The 14,056-nt window shown below is 68.3% G+C and carries 13 protein-coding genes; 4 read left to right on the top strand and 9 right to left on the bottom strand.

Features of this window, described 5'->3' with window-relative positions; translation table 11 throughout:
* Positions 1 to 24: 24 nt before the first annotated feature.
* The 4 genes from ASG76_RS10035 to ASG76_RS10020 are packed head-to-tail and all read right to left on the bottom strand — an operon-like array spanning position 25 to position 4,426.
* On the bottom strand, positions 25 to 1,791 hold the full coding sequence (locus tag ASG76_RS10035) for a cytochrome b (protein WP_056602387.1): 1,767 nt from the start codon (positions 1,789 to 1,791) through the stop codon (positions 25 to 27).
* Complete coding sequence (locus tag ASG76_RS10030) at positions 1,788 to 2,876, bottom strand: ubiquinol-cytochrome c reductase iron-sulfur subunit (protein ID WP_056602385.1); 1,089 nt, start codon at positions 2,874 to 2,876, stop codon at positions 1,788 to 1,790. The genes ASG76_RS10035 and ASG76_RS10030 overlap by 4 nt, the downstream gene beginning before the upstream one ends.
* Positions 2,873 to 3,745 (bottom strand): c-type cytochrome, encoded by an 873-nt coding sequence (locus ASG76_RS10025; protein WP_056602383.1) that lies wholly within the window; start codon positions 3,743 to 3,745, stop codon positions 2,873 to 2,875. The genes ASG76_RS10030 and ASG76_RS10025 overlap by 4 nt, the downstream gene beginning before the upstream one ends.
* Before the next feature lie 33 nt (positions 3,746 to 3,778).
* The gene (locus tag ASG76_RS10020; RefSeq protein ID WP_082587422.1) at positions 3,779 to 4,426 is read right to left on the bottom strand and encodes a heme-copper oxidase subunit III; all 648 of its coding nucleotides are present in this window, start codon (positions 4,424 to 4,426) and stop codon (positions 3,779 to 3,781) included.
* 66 nt (positions 4,427 to 4,492) lie between these two features.
* Between ASG76_RS10020 and ASG76_RS10015 the strand changes: the two genes are divergently transcribed.
* Positions 4,493 to 5,422: a cytochrome c oxidase assembly protein gene (locus ASG76_RS10015; RefSeq protein ID WP_235529499.1), complete on the top strand. Its 930-nt coding sequence runs from the start codon at positions 4,493 to 4,495 to the stop codon at positions 5,420 to 5,422.
* Here the strand turns inward: ASG76_RS10015 and ASG76_RS10010 are convergent.
* The gene (locus tag ASG76_RS10010) at positions 5,331 to 6,206 is read right to left on the bottom strand and encodes a glycosyltransferase 87 family protein (RefSeq protein ID WP_056602381.1); all 876 of its coding nucleotides are present in this window, start codon (positions 6,204 to 6,206) and stop codon (positions 5,331 to 5,333) included. The two genes, ASG76_RS10015 and ASG76_RS10010, sit on opposite strands and share 92 nt — an antisense overlap.
* Positions 6,207 to 6,256: 50 nt before the next feature.
* On the opposite strand from ASG76_RS10010, the gene ASG76_RS10005 reads away from it, so the two are divergent.
* Entirely contained in the window at positions 6,257 to 6,667 is a 411-nt protein-coding gene (locus tag ASG76_RS10005; protein WP_056602379.1) for a response regulator transcription factor, read from the top strand.
* Between the two features lie 3 nt (positions 6,668 to 6,670).
* On the opposite strand, the gene ASG76_RS10000 is transcribed toward ASG76_RS10005, so the two are convergent.
* Positions 6,671 to 7,435, bottom strand: coding sequence for a glycosyltransferase family 87 protein (locus tag ASG76_RS10000; protein ID WP_157559061.1), 765 nt, complete (start codon positions 7,433 to 7,435; stop codon positions 6,671 to 6,673).
* A gap of 158 nt (positions 7,436 to 7,593) precedes the next feature.
* On the opposite strand from ASG76_RS10000, the gene trpD reads away from it, so the two are divergent.
* The gene (gene trpD / locus ASG76_RS09995) at positions 7,594 to 8,622 is read left to right on the top strand and encodes an anthranilate phosphoribosyltransferase (RefSeq protein WP_056602375.1); all 1,029 of its coding nucleotides are present in this window, start codon (positions 7,594 to 7,596) and stop codon (positions 8,620 to 8,622) included.
* Positions 8,623 to 8,633: 11 nt separating this feature from the next.
* Here trpD and ASG76_RS09990 read toward each other — a convergent pair whose 3' ends face one another.
* From ASG76_RS09990 to ASG76_RS09980, 3 genes are read right to left on the bottom strand one after another with little or no spacing between them, the layout of a single operon-like run.
* Positions 8,634 to 10,010, bottom strand: coding sequence for a hypothetical protein (locus tag ASG76_RS09990; protein ID WP_056602372.1), 1,377 nt, complete (start codon positions 10,008 to 10,010; stop codon positions 8,634 to 8,636).
* Positions 10,007 to 10,636, bottom strand: a complete 630-nt coding sequence (locus tag ASG76_RS09985; RefSeq protein WP_056602370.1) for a YgjV family protein — start codon at positions 10,634 to 10,636, stop codon at positions 10,007 to 10,009. The genes ASG76_RS09990 and ASG76_RS09985 overlap by 4 nt, the downstream gene beginning before the upstream one ends.
* 45 nt (positions 10,637 to 10,681) lie before the next feature.
* Positions 10,682 to 13,393 (bottom strand): Ig-like domain-containing protein, encoded by a 2,712-nt coding sequence (locus tag ASG76_RS09980; RefSeq protein WP_056602368.1) that lies wholly within the window; start codon positions 13,391 to 13,393, stop codon positions 10,682 to 10,684.
* 351 nt (positions 13,394 to 13,744) lie between these two features.
* Between ASG76_RS09980 and ASG76_RS09975 the strand changes: the two genes are divergently transcribed.
* On the top strand, positions 13,745 to 14,023 hold the full coding sequence (locus ASG76_RS09975; RefSeq protein ID WP_056602367.1) for an Lrp/AsnC family transcriptional regulator: 279 nt from the start codon (positions 13,745 to 13,747) through the stop codon (positions 14,021 to 14,023).
* Positions 14,024 to 14,056 lie beyond the last annotated feature (33 nt).

Raw genomic sequence — 14,056 nt, 5'->3', positions numbered from 1 at the left:
CCTCGTCGATCTGCTGTGCGGCGATCAGTGATCGCGCAGCGGCACCTCGTCGGTGTCGCGCAGCCGGTGGTCGTCGAACTGGTGACCGTCGACCGGGTGGTCGAGCCCCGAGGTCAGCTCGGCCTCGTGCTCGGCGTGGTGGTGCGCCGCCTCGAGCTCGGCTCGCGTGGGCTTCTGCACGTTGTTGCTGTACATCCACGACGACAGCCGGGCCCGGACCCGCTCGGAACGGGAGTTGGGCGCCGCGACGCCCGCCGCGTCGGTGTCGCCACCGGCGTGGAAGACCTCGTCGCGGTCACGCGCGGTGAGGGTGTAGGCGGCCGACTCGCTGATCGGCAGGTGCCGCTCGGCGTACGCCCCGTCGGGGGAGCGGGTGATGATGCCCGTCTCGTAGCCGTGGAGCAGCTTGTCGTTGTCGTGGCGCTGCAGCGAGATGCACCAGCGACGCGTGATCCAGAACGCCAGGATCGGGCCGAGGAAGATCGCCACCCGCATGAAGTAGGTGATCTGGTTGATGCTGGCGTGCAGCTTGATGGCGATGATGTCGTTGCCGCCGGCCGCCCAGGCGAGCCCGTAGAACGTCATCAGGGCGACCATCACCGCGGTGCGCGTCGGCGCGTTGCGCGGACGCTGGAGCAGGTGGTGGTCACGCTTGTCGCCGGTGATCCAGCCCTCGAGGAACGGCAGGAGCATCAGCACGACCAGCATGAGCGGCGGGACGATGAGGATCGGCAGCATCACGTTCCACGAGATCGTGTAGCCGAAGATCACCGACTCCCAGCCCGTCGGCATGATGCGCAGCAGGCCGTCGGGCCAGCCCATGTACCAGTCGGGCTGCGAGCCCGCCGTCACCTTGGTCGGGTCGTAGGGGCCGAACTTCCACACCGGGTTGATCGACAGCAGACCGCCCATGAGGGCGATGACGCCGAACACCATGAAGAAGAAGCCACCGGCCTTGGCGGCGTAGACCGGGAGCATCGGGTAGCCGACGACGTTCTGCTCCGTGCGGCCGGGGCCGGGCCACTGCGTGTGCTTGTGGTAGACGAGCAGCAGCATGTGGGCCGCGATCAGGGCGAGCAGGATGCCCGGGATCAGCAGCACGTGGATGATGTAGAGCCGCGGGATGATCGACTCGCCGGGGAACTCGCCACCGAAGAGCAGGAACGACATGTACGCGCCGGCCACGGGGGTGGCCTTCAGGAAGCCGTCCGCGGCGCGGACGCCGGTGCCGGAGAGCAGGTCGTCGGGCAGCGAGTAGCCGGTGAAGCCCTCGAGCGTGCCCAGGAGCAGCAGCACGCAGCCGATGACCCAGTTGAGCTCGCGCGGCTTGCGGTAGGCGCCGGTGAACGCGACGCGCAGCAGGTGCACCATCATCGAGGCGACGAAGATCATCGCGGCCCAGTGGTGCATCTGGCGCATGAGCAGGCCGCCGCGCACGTCGAAGGAGATGTGGAGCGTCGAGCTCATCGACTCCGACATGCCCACGCCGCGGAGCTGGTCGTAGGAGCCCTCGTAGGTGACGTGACCCATCGACGGGTTGAACCAGAGCGTGAGGAAGACGCCGGTGAGGAGCAGCACCACGAAGCTCCACAGCGCGATCTCGCCCAGCATGAACGACCAGTGGTCGGGGAAGACCTTGCGCAGGTTCTTCTTCATCGCCGCGGCGAGCCCGAGGCGGTCGTCGGCCCACGTGGCCAGCGAGCCGGCGGCACCGGGCTTGCTCGTGGTCGCGGCGGAGGTGCCGTTGGTGGTGGCGATTTTGCTGGTGTCGAGCCTTGAGTCAGTGCTCACGACTGCTTCTCCCTCTGCCAGTAGCTGGCCCCGATGGGTTCGGTGAAGTCGCTCTGCGCGACCAGGTAGCCCTCTTCGTCCACCTTAATAGGCAGCTGGGGAAGGGGCCGGGCAGCCGGACCGAAGACGACCTTCGCAGCGTCCGCGAGGTCGAAGGTCGACTGGTGGCACGGGCACAGGACGTGGTGCGTGGTGCGCTCGTAGAGCGAGATCGGGCAACCGACGTGGGTGCAGATCTTGGAGTAGCAGATGATCCCGTCGACGGTCCACTTCTCGCGGCCCTTGGCCGGGATGATGTCGTCGGGGTCCATGCGCACGATGATGATCGCGCCCTTGGCCTTCTCCGACTGCTCCTCCGCGCCCTCGAGCTCGGGGTAGCCGTTCTCCTCGGTGGGGAACATCGCCTCGGGAGCGCCGTTGATGAGGTCGCCGATCTCGATCTCGCTGGCGAGGATCGGGGTGCCGACGACGTCACGCACCAGGCGCATGCCCGGCTCCCAGATGGTGTGCGCGAGCCGGCCCACGTCGAGGGCGCTGCCCGGCGCGAGGTCGCGCAGGAGCACGACGGCCGGGAGGCCGAGCACGCCGACTGCGCCGATCATCGTGTTGCGCACCAGCGGACGACGGCCGATGCCGGCCTCGTCGAGGCCCGCGTTGAGCGCCGCGACGGTCGCGTCACGGTCCTCCTGCGGCGACGCGGCGGGGTGGCGCATCTCGACCATCTCGGCGTCGGCCATGAGCTTGCGCGCGAGGTGGATGATGCCGATGCCGATGAGCAGCAGGCTCACGCCGAGCGTGACGCCGAGGGTGAGCGTCGAGGCGCCCAGTCCTGCGAAGGTGTCCCAGTTGTCGCCGACCTCGAAGGAGAAGTAGGCGACGACGAAGAGCACCGCGCTGATCATCGCGGCGATGAACATCGCGGCGACCTGGCGCTCGGCGCGCTTCTCGGCCTTCGGGTCGACGTCGGTCGGACGCCACGTGTGCGGCGGCAGGCCCGGGTCAGCGATCGGCTCGGCCTCGCGGTGCGCCGGGACGTGCGACTCGTAGGCCGCAGGCGTGTTGTCGGAGAGGTTGTCGTTGCTCACGCGTCCACCTTGCTCTTCTTGCTCCGCGTCGTGTGCGAGGCGATCCAGACCGCACCGCCGACGAGTCCACCGATGCCCACCAGCCAGGCGAACAGACCTTCGGAGACCGGGCCGAGCCCGCCGAGGGTGAAGCCGGCGTACTCGGGGGTGTCCTGGATGCTGCCGAGGTAGGCGATGACGTCGCGCTTCTCCTCGGGGGAGAGGTTGCCGTTGCTGAAGTTGGGCATGTTCTGCGGCCCGGTCAGCAGTGCCTCGAAGATGTACTTGCCCTCGACGCCGTGGAGGCTGGGGGCGTAGCCGCCGCGCGGCATCGCGCCGCCGGCGCCGTTGAAGTTGTGGCAGGCCGTGCAGTTGGTGAGGAAGATCTGGCCACCACGGGTGATGGCCTCGTCGCGCTCGTCCTCCGACAGGCCCTCGAGGGAGTAGTCACTCTCGTTGGGGATGGCCGGGCCGGGGGCCAGCGAGGCGACGTACGCCGCCAGCGCGGCGACCTCCTCGTCGTTGAACGCGACCTTCTTGCGCGGCGCCTGGGCGCCGGGGCTCGCCAGCGGCATGCGGCCGGTGCCGACCTGGAAGTCAACTGCGGCGGCACCGACGCCGACCAGCGACGGGCCGAGCTGGTAGCCGTCACGCACGGTGGGGACGCCCTCGCCGTTCTTGCCGTGGCAGAACGCGCAGCTGGCGAGGAACAGCTCCTTGCCCTGCGCGACCTGGTCGGTCTCGCTGGCCTGGTTCTGCGCCTGGGCAGGAGCCAGAGCGGTGTAGAGGGAGCCGCTGATGAGCAGGCCCAGCAGCAGCACGACGAGTCCCGCCAGCGGTCCGCGGCGGTGCCGCGAGAGGCGACCAGCGGTTCGGTTGAGCAAACGCACTTTTGTGTCCTTGCCGGAGTCGGGAACGGGTGCTTACTGGATGACGTAGATCGTGAAGAACAGGCCGATCCAGACCACGTCGACGAAGTGCCAGTAGTAGGACACGACGATCGCGGTGACGGCTTGCTCGTGGGTGAAGCGGCGGGCCAGGTAGGTGCGGCCGAGCACGAAGAGGAAGGCGATGAGTCCACCGGTGACGTGGAGGCCGTGGAAGCCGGTGGTCAGGTAGAACATCGAGCCGTAGGCCGAGCTCGGGATCGTGACGCCCTCGTGGATGAGCTCGGTGTACTCCAGCGCCTGGCCGCCGATGAAGATCGCGCCCATGACGTAGGTGAGCATGAACCACTCGCGCAGGCCCCACTTGGAGAAGTTGAGCAGCCCACCCGTGCGGCCGACCTGGCCGCGCTCGGCGGCGAAGACGCCCCACTGGCAGGCGAACGACGACGCCACGAGGATCGCGGTGTTGGCGGTGGAGAAGGGGACGTTGAGCTTGTCGGTCTCCTGCGCCCACAGGTCCGGGCTCACCGCGCGGATGGTGAAGTAGGCCGCGAACAGCGCGGCGAAGAACATCAGCTCGCTCGAGAGCCAGATGATGGTGCCCACGCTGACCATGCTGGGTCGGTCGTGGTGCCCGTGCAGACGGGATGCCGGAATCGCAGTTGCTGTCGCCACGTCCGCCATTATGGCTGCTGGGGGGAAGGGAGGGCACCCCGACCCCCTGTGATCTCACGTCATAAAGTTCACACCGTGCTGATCGCCCTGTCCGCGCTCTCCCAGGACGCCTCCGAGACCCTCCCGCGATTCACCGTCGGGCGGGTGTTCACCGACTGGGGGATCGACGCCGTCCCCTTCGTCGTGACGGTCTGGGCGGTGGGTCTCTACCTCCTGGGCGTGAGCGTGATGCACCGTCGCGGGGACCGCTGGCCGGTCGGCCGCACGCTGTCGTTCGTGGGGCTCGGGATGGGTGCGTTCGCCTTCGCCACGATGTCCGGGCTGGGGCGCTACGACACGACGCTGCTGAGCGTGCACATGGTGCAGCACATGCTGCTGTCGATGGTCGTGCCGCTCGCTCTCGCCCTGGGCGCGCCGGTCACGCTGGCGCTGCGCACGCTGCCGCCGCGACCGCGGCGGTGGCTGCTCGCGGTGATCCACTCGCGGGTGGCGAAGGTGCTGGCCTTCGCGCCGCTCGCGTTCGTGCTCTACGTCGCCTCGCCGTGGGCGCTCTACTTCAGCTCGTGGTACGACGCCAGCCTGGCGTCGGCGTACGTCCACGAGATGATGCACGTCCACCTGGTGCTCGTCGGCACCCTCTTCTTCTGGCCGCTGATGGGAGTCGACCCTGTCCCCGGGCGCGTGAGCCACCCCTTCCGGGTGCTCCTGACGCTGATGACGCTGCCCTTCCACGCCTTTCTGGGCGTCACGATCATGGGCCAGACCACCATCATCGGTGGTGAGCACTACCGCGAGCTGCGAGAGGGGCCTATGGGGTCGTGGCTGCCACCCGTGCTCGACGACCAGCACCTCGCCGGCGGCATCCTCTGGGCGAGCGGCGACCTGATCGGCGTGCTGTTCTTCGCGGTGCTGTTCACCCAGTGGGTGCGCTCGTCGATGAAGGAGGCGGCGCGCGAGGACCGTCGGCTCGACCTGGCCGAGCGGCGCTCGAGTCGTACTCCCTGAGCCTCGGGATCGCAGCGAGGAGGGTGAAGGAGCCGTTCCAGATGAACGGCGTGGCGATCACCATCGCCACAGGGAGTGTCCAGGTGCGCCCGGGGCGTGCTGCCCACACGACGAGGAGCACGGCGACCGGCAGGCGGAAGATGGGGCCCGGGATGAACGGGTACCCGACCGCCGTGTCGGACAAGCGGGCTTGATCGACGAGGAAGGCGAACCAGTCCAGCCACAGACCGGGCGCGAGGAGGGCCGAGGCCGACGCGAGGCACACGGTGGCTGCGACGGCTCGAGCGACGGCTCGCCATTCGCCTCGCGCGGCGAACCAGATCGGCCCGAGGCATGGCGTGATCTTCGTGAGTGCGACGAAGGCCCACAGGTACGACCGTGGCATCCCGAGGACTGCGACGACCGCCATCGGGATGAACACGTTGCCTGACAGCACCTCCTGCGATCCCGCCAGCCAGAGCGGGACGGCCAGCATCGGGGGCAGAGGCTTGAGGAGCCAGGCCAGCCCGACAGCGTTGAGAAGGATGAACACCCATGCGAATAGTGGCCACGTCGTCTGCGCCAGCGGCCAGATGGCTTGCGCGAATGCCGGACTGTAGAGGAACTGCCCCGAGTCTCCGACGGAACCGTCGTACATCGCGCCGCGCCAGGCGTCCCAGTAGGCCCAAGCGTCCCAGCCGGGTCCGGTGAGGCTCAGGTGCACCCGAGTCTCGATGAGCCCGACCGCGGCGAGCGTGAGGCACAGTGTTACGAGCGCGAGACGCTTGGGCAGGTCGAACTCCACCGGACGAGCCTAGGGGACCCTCGCCGTCTGCACAGGGATACGATGCCCGCGTGAGCGAAAGCGCCAAGTCCTTGAAGGTCCTCGTCTACAGCGACGACGTCAACACGCGCCAGCAGGTGATCCTCGCGCTGGGGCGGCGTCCGCACCCCGACCTCCCGGAGCTCGAGTACGTCGAGGTCGCCACCGAGCCGGTCGTGCTGCAGAACATGGACCGCGGCGATATCTCCCTCGCGATCCTCGACGGTGAGGCCGTCCCGGCGGGCGGCATGGGCATCGCCAAGCAACTCAAGGACGAGATCTACCAGTGCCCGCCGGTCGTCGTGCTCACCGGGCGCCCGCAGGACGCGTGGCTCGCCACCTGGTCGCGCGCCGAGGCAGCCGTGCCGCACCCGATCGACCCGATCCAGCTCGCCGAGGCCGTCATCGGCCTGCTGCGGCCCTCCGTGCCGGCCACGTCCTGACGTTCAGATGCCGACGGCCTGACGTCGCGACGACTCGTCGGCGTGACTGGTCCGTACGAGTCGCGGCAGCGCCAGTAGCACGACGATCTGGCCAATGCCGCTCACGGGTGACATCAGCGTCATGCTGACCGGGAGCGTCCACACGCGGTCGGTCCGCGCCCCCCACACGAGGAACGCCAGGACGACGGGCAGCCGGATCGCGAGCGGCGGGAGGAAGTCCGAGCCCACCGTGCCACCGGTCGAGGCGGCGTGGAGCGAGAGGAACTCCCACCAGGCACGCCAGAGCTCAGGTGCCAGGGCGATCGACACGGCGGTCACCGCCACGGCCCAGGTGACCGAGCGGCCCAGGCTGCGCCACTCGCCGCGGGCGAGGAACCAGATCGGGCCTAGGGCAGGAGTGACCTTGGTGAGCAGAGCGATGGTCCACAGGCCGGGGTGCCGCAGGCCCAGGAGCGCGACGAGTGCCAGCACCCAGTTCACGTTGCCGGTGAGCACTTCGAGCGTGCCGAGGAGGCTGAGCGGGACCACCCACGCCCGCCTAGCGCCTGTTGCCAGCCAGGTCACCGTGGCAGTGGCCGCGAGGCCCCACACCACGGCGAAGACCGGCCACGGCAGCTGGGCCAGCGGCCAGATCGCCTGGGCGAAGGCAGGGCTGTAGAGGAACGCGTCCCGCGTGGCCGGCGCGTGGTCGTACATCTCTCCCCGCCAGGCAGCCCAGTACGCATGCGAGTCGACGCCAAGACCCAGGTCGGAGGCGACGAGGGCCACGGACAGCCAGGCGAAAACGAGGCCACCGGACCACGCCAGCGCTCGAAGGGTCAGCCGACGGGCCCCGATTTCCTCCACAACGAGTGACTGTAGACGTGGGCATCCACCGTGGGGTGCGCTTCGTGGGAACTGATTGGGACGCAACTAGGGTGTGGCCCATGTCGAGCACGTGGCCTGAAGTACTCACCGCGCTGGTCAACGGCCAGGACCTCACCCAGGACCAGGCGCGGTGGGCCATGAGCGAGGTATTTGCCGGTGCGGCGACCCCTGTCCAGGTGGCCGGCCTCGTCGTGGCGCTGCGCGCCAAGGGGGAGACGGTCGACGAGGTCTCCGGCATCGCCGCAGCCATGCTCGAGGCGGCCAACCCCATCTCGGTCCCGGGGCGCCTGCTCGACGTCGTCGGCACCGGCGGTGACCGGTCGATGTCGGTCAACATCTCCACGATGGCCGCTGTCGTCGCTGCCGGCGCGGGAGCGCGCGTGGTCAAGCACGGCAACCGCTCGGCGTCCTCGAAATCCGGGTCGGCCGACGTGCTCGAGGCGCTCGGGATCCGTCTCGACCTGGCTCCCGCCCGTGTCGCGGAGGTCGCCGAGGAGGCAGGCATCACGTTCTGCTTCTCCGCCGCGTTCCACCCAGCGATGCGCCACGCGGCGGTACCGCGGCGAGAACTGGGCATCGCCACGACGTTCAACATCCTCGGCCCGCTGACGAACCCGGCGCGACCCCAGGCGCAGGCGATCGGCTGTGCCGATGCCCGCATGGCTCCGGTGATGGCCGGCGTGCTCGCCCAGCGCGGCGTCGACGCCTGGGTCTTCCGCGGGGACGACGGGCTCGACGAGCTCACCACGACCACAACCTCGACGCTGTGGCGGGTGCACGGCGGATCGGTGTCCGGGACGTCCATCGACCCCACGGCACTGGGGTTCGCCCGCTCGACGGCGGAGGACCTCCGGGGCGGCGACGCCGCGCACAACGCGGAGGTCGTACGACGCGTGCTCGCAGGGGAGCCGGGACCTATTCGGGACGCGGTGCTGCTCAACGCTGGCGCTGCGCTTGCTGTCTACGACACCCCGGACGATGACGTCGAGCCGGCGCTGGCTGCCGGCATCGCCAAGGCCTCTGACGCAATCGACTCAGGCGCGGCCCGTTCTACACTGGACCGCTGGGTGACGGCCACGGCTCGCTGAGGCGCTGGGGGTCAGCTGCTCGGCACGAGGAACACGAAGTCCTCGTCGTCCTGGACGACGGTCCAGCGATCGTCGTGCGCAAGTGCGTATCCCAGAGAGGAGTCGGTGGTGATGAGTGCGGCTTCTGCGTCCAGGTCCGCGACGAGGTCGTCCCAGCCCGGCGACAGCCGCATGATGTCCCGGTTGCGTTCGATCTCATCGTCGGTGAACACGTCGCCGTAGCCGTGCATGACCAGGCTGAGATCGGGGTGCTTCCACAGGTAGTACGGTCCCGACGTCCAGTCGTCAAGGACGCGCGCGCCCGCAGGGAGTGCGTCCAGCCGCTTGTCCGTCCAGCCCGGGACGACCTGGTCGTCGGCGCGAACGCCGGCGACCACGGTCAGGGCAACGAGCGACGCCACGCCCAGTGCGGCGACCGATGTCCGCTCGATCGGTCCCATCGGGCCGGTTTGCGGGATGACCGACTGCAGGGCGCGTGCGACCAGGGGCGCAGCGATCGCGGCCGCGACGGGCGTGGTCCTGCTGGCGTACACGGCCCATCCCGCCGCGGTCAGCAGAAGCAGCACGAAGAGCCAGGACTGTCGACGCCGGACGGCGAAGACCACGACGACCACGAGCATGACGGCGAGGGCGATGGCGGCGGGCTCGTGGAAGTCGGTCGGCCCCCACTCGTCGAAGTACTCCGAGCGCCCGCCCACGAGCAGCACGGCGCTGTAGAGGTGGACGCCTGCCGGGGTCAGCAACGGCACGACGGCCGACAGCACCGGGATCATCGCCAGTCGCGACAGCTGGCTGCGGTCGAACGTCCGGTTGAGGGCGATGCCGACGACGCAGACAGTGCCGATGATGAAGGCGAGAGGCCACATCCCGTGGATGGGTGCCCAGACCCACGCGAGCGCTACCAGCCACCAGCGGGGCTTGCCGTCTTTCTCGGTGGCCAGCCACGCGAAGACGATGACGACCACGAACAGGTAGCTCATGACCTGTGGGCGGGGGGAGAGGCCATAGCTGAGCGCGAGGAACGACATCCCGGCGGTCAACGCGGCCGGGAGAGGGGCTGCCTCTCCTCTGCACAGCACGTAGACCAGGAGGATGATCGTGACGTGGATCGCGCCAGCCAGCCAGATCACGCCGGCGACTCCGAAGTGGTGCTCGGTCGCCGCCATCGCCATCTGTGAGAGCCACTGCGTCGGAACCCAGTCAGCGGAGTCGAACGTACCCAGGTGCCCGGGGCGTGCGACCGACCAACCTGCCAGGAACTCGTCCCCCATGCGCAGGTGGAACCACATGTCGGAGCTCGCGCTGTCAACCCTGATCCTGCGGATGCACGCAGCCAGCACGACGGCCAGGGCGATGAGGGGCATTACCCGGCGAACGACGATCGTCACGAGGTGACCTTCAGGCGCCACGAGTCGCCGCTCCTCACGAATCCCAGCCGGCCGTAGTAGGCGCCCACCATGCCGGGCGAGGTAACTACGTGCCGGATACCCCGATCGCTGAGCAGCTTGCTGCGACGCCAGACGAACTCACCGGGGGAGAAGTCGCGATAACGCGGCGTGACGTAGTCCAGCAGCACGTGCGCGGTGTCGCCCTCGGTGTGCAGCAACACCACCCCGACCGTCTCGTCGCCGCGCTGCACCAGGAAGGCGTCCTCGTCGGAGGAGGGGTCGTGCACGAAGGTGGGGTTGAACTTGAGGATGTCGGCCCCATGGACCCGCAGGGTGTGGCGCAGGTACTCGTCGGAGGGGGCCACCTCGAGCACCTCGAACGCCGTCTGGTCGTGGCGGTCACGTCCGAGCCGGGCGATGAACCACGCGTTGATCGCCACCAGGACGACGTTCATGCCGACCATGGGCCACACGCCGAGTACCCAGTTGAAGACGATGAGGATCACGCACGCGATCGCGTTGAGGATGCGCAATCGGAGCACGCTGGCCTGTAGCAGCGAGTAGACGAGGAGGGCACTCCCACCCCACCCGAGGAGGTCGAGCCAGTGGTCAGCGAGCCAGGTCACGGCGGGACACTATCTCCCGCCGTGACCTAACGTCCGCGAACTCGGTCAGTTGACGACGACGTTCCACTTCGCGGGCTTGACCAGTCGGTTGCCGGCCACGTCCTGGATCGAGGTGTGCTTGAGCTTGACGATGTAGGTCTTGCCCTTCTTGAGCTTCTTGGCCGGCTTGAGCTTCGCCTTGCGGCCCTTGAGGACGACCTTCGCCTTGAGGGGTTTGTTCTTGCCCTTCTGGTAGAGCTTCATCGTCTTCTTGCTGACGCCCTTCACCTTCTCGCTGAAGGTCGCCACGAAGACGGACTTCGGGCTCGCGCTCCCCGTCGGCTTCATCGACGTCAGGGTGGGCGCGATCGAGTCGACCTTGAAGCTGCGGACTGCGCTCGTCCCCAAGGGCTTTCCCGCGGCGTCCAGCGCTGTGACCGACCAGGTGTAGTCGCCCGACGACAGCTCCGAGGGCGCGTACGCCGTTGCGACGGTCGTCGTCACGGAGTTGTTCGTGCCGCTGCGCAGCGACACTTGGAAGCTCGTCGCGCCCGGGACGTCGCTCCATGTGAAGTACGCGCCGTTGGAGGGCTGCCACACGCCCGAGGTGGGCGAGAGGAGCTCGGGCGCTGCGCCGCGCGACACGAAGGACGCTGCGGCCCACGGCCCCTGGTTGCCCTTGGAGTCGATGCGCCGCACCCGCCAGACGTAGGGCACGGGCGAAGCGGGCAGGAGGTCGGTGGGGGTGTAGGCCGGATTGGCCACGCGGGCGTTGACCACTCGGTTGGCGGGCGAGAACGCCGTGTCGTTGTTCTTGTACACCTCGACCTCGTAGGACTTGGCGAAGGCCTGCGGTGCCCACTCCAGCGGGGCGGCACCGGCGACGGCGGCATTGCCGACTGGGGAGAGGAGCGTGAGGGTTGGGCTGGCCTTCACGAGCTCGGCGGTCGCCGACCAGGTCAGGCCGTGCTCTTGCGCGTCGACCGCCTGGACCCGCCAGTACAGGCGGCCCTCGGGATAGAGACGGTCGCCGGCGGTGTACGTCGCCTGGTCCACCACGACGTTGTCGAGCAAGGGGTCGGCGAAGCTCGGCTCGTTGTCAACCTGGATCCGATAGGTCCGAGCAGACTGCTGACCGGGCTGGCTGTACGCCCACCCCGCGGACCCGGAGTTGGTATCGAAGTAGTCCTGCCAGCTGAACGTGATGTCAGAGCCACCGGGGTCGGAGGAGACGAGGCCGACGATAGGGGGACTCACCTTGAGGAAGCTGTGTGAACCCGGGAGCGGCGGGTTTCGCTTGATGGGGCTCGGCCCACAGGTGTTGTCGCTGCGGCAGGGGATGACGTACCAGAAGTACGGCAGCCCGGCTTCGCTCTCCGGGAGCGTGAGCTTCTCGTCGCCGTCCTTCAGCGAGAAGAAGTGATTCGTCGTCCGATAGCGCTCGACGTCGGGAAGCGGTGAGAAGGTGAAGTTCTCGTCGATGCCGATCACGACCTTGTAGTAGTCGATTCCGGGTTGGCGATTCCAGGTCAGGACGGGAGTCGCCGACAGGACGCCGCAGCTGGCATCGCCGCAGCCGGCTGACCCAGACGACGCGCCAGTGGCGGTCATGGCACCGCGAAGCCCAGTGACCACCGAGAACCCGGAGAAGACGCCCACGGGGGCACGCGGTCCCCACGACACCTTCTGGGGTGTGGACCAGATACCCGGCACGCCACCGGAGGGGTACGGGTCATCGATGCCGCTCACCCGCCAGTAGTGCACCGTACCCGGCGCGATGCCACAGGTCCCGTCCTGGAAGGACGTGGAGCGAGGGGCGAACGACGTGCTCGCGGTGAGGCAGGACCTCGTGTACGAGGGTGAGAAGTTCGGGTCGGTGGACACCTGGAGGAGATAGCGACTCGCGTGCTGGACCGGAGTCCACTCGTAGAACACCTTCTCGCCGTCGCTGTCGAGCACCGATGCGTCGGGGGTCAGCTCGTTGCCGAGGGGCCACGTGGCGAGGGGGGTGTCGAGCCATTGGCGCTTGAAGCTGAAGCGAGCTGTGGACCAGCCGGTCGGCTGGCCAGCCAGGTCGACGGCACGGACCCGCCACCAGAATTGGTCGTTGTAGAGGGTCGTGGGCGGGCTGTAGCGCGACCCGTAGAGGTTCTCTGCCTTCAAGGCGAAGTTGTTGAAGGTCGAGTCCGTCGCGACCTGGAGGTCGTAGGTGACCGCTCCGGCGACGGGCTCCCAGTCGAACACGACGTCCTCGACAGCCTGGTTGATGTCGTCGACCGGATAGCTGAGCTTGGGAGAGGAGAGTGCGCCGAGGACGAAGCTCCTCGTCGGCGAGGGGAGGCTGTTGAAGCCACCTTCCAGCGAGGCCGTCACCCGCCAGAAGTAGTCGCCGGCCGGCAGGGCGTCGGGGACGGCGATCGACGTGGTCTTGGTCGTCCAGCTCTTGGCGCCGATGAAGTCGGCGTCGCCGTCCACCTCTACGGTGTAGGACGTGGCGCCGCGACTGGTCTGCCAGCGCAGGAGCGGCGGGCTGTCGGGCTGGGGGAGCACCGCACCGTCGGCGGGAGCCGTAGGGATCGGGACGGTGACCGGGGCGACGTCGAAATTGCCCGATGCCCACGATGAGGACTGCCCGTCCTTCGTGGAGCGGACGCGCCAGTACTGCGTGCCTCGGGACAGGTTCTTCTGTGGGACGAACCGAGTGTTCTTCGTGGTCTCGTTGATCTCGGTCGATGAGAACGACGCGTCGTTGTCGATCTGGATGTTGAACTCGGTCACCCCGCCAGGACGTGACCACGAGAGAACGGGGGTCGAGCTGTTGGCCGTCGCGACCGTTAGAGAGCCGGGGGCTCCGACGGCCGCCGATGCCGACGACGAGAAGGCACCCATCGTCGTCGTGACGAGAACGGCCAGGGCAGCAGCCGAGGCGACGCGCGAGCGCCTGCGGCGCGATGTGGTGGTGTGTGACATCCCGGAAGGTCCCCCTCGATGGTGTGACTCAGACCGCATCACGCTAGGGGCCTGTGGGGGATGATGCGGCGAAATGGCCCGCGCTAGTCACAAGTGACTACCGGGAACATCTGGTTGGTCCTCGACCCCGCAGCTGGCACCTGTCGCTACGGTGAACCCATGATCACCGCCATCGTGTTCGTGAAGGCCGACGTCGCCCGCATCCCCGAGGTCGCCGAGGCGATCGCCTCGCTCGACGGCGTGAGCGAGGTCTACTCGGTGACCGGCCAGATCGACCTGATCGCCCTCGTGCGGGTGAGGGAGCACGAGGACGTGGCTGCGGTGGTGGCCGACCGGCTCAACAAGGTCGAGGGCGTCACCGAGACCGAGACGCACATCGCGTTCCGGACCTATTCGAAGCACGACCTGGAGTCGGCGTTCAGCATCGGGCTCGATTGAGGTCTCGTGACGGGCGCTGAGCGCTCCTCGGTC

Origin of the sequence: Nocardioides sp. Soil774 (assembly GCF_001428125.1) — a bacterium.
Classification (GTDB): domain Bacteria; phylum Actinomycetota; class Actinomycetes; order Propionibacteriales; family Nocardioidaceae; genus Nocardioides.
This window is presented reverse-complemented; position numbering and strand designations above follow the sequence as displayed.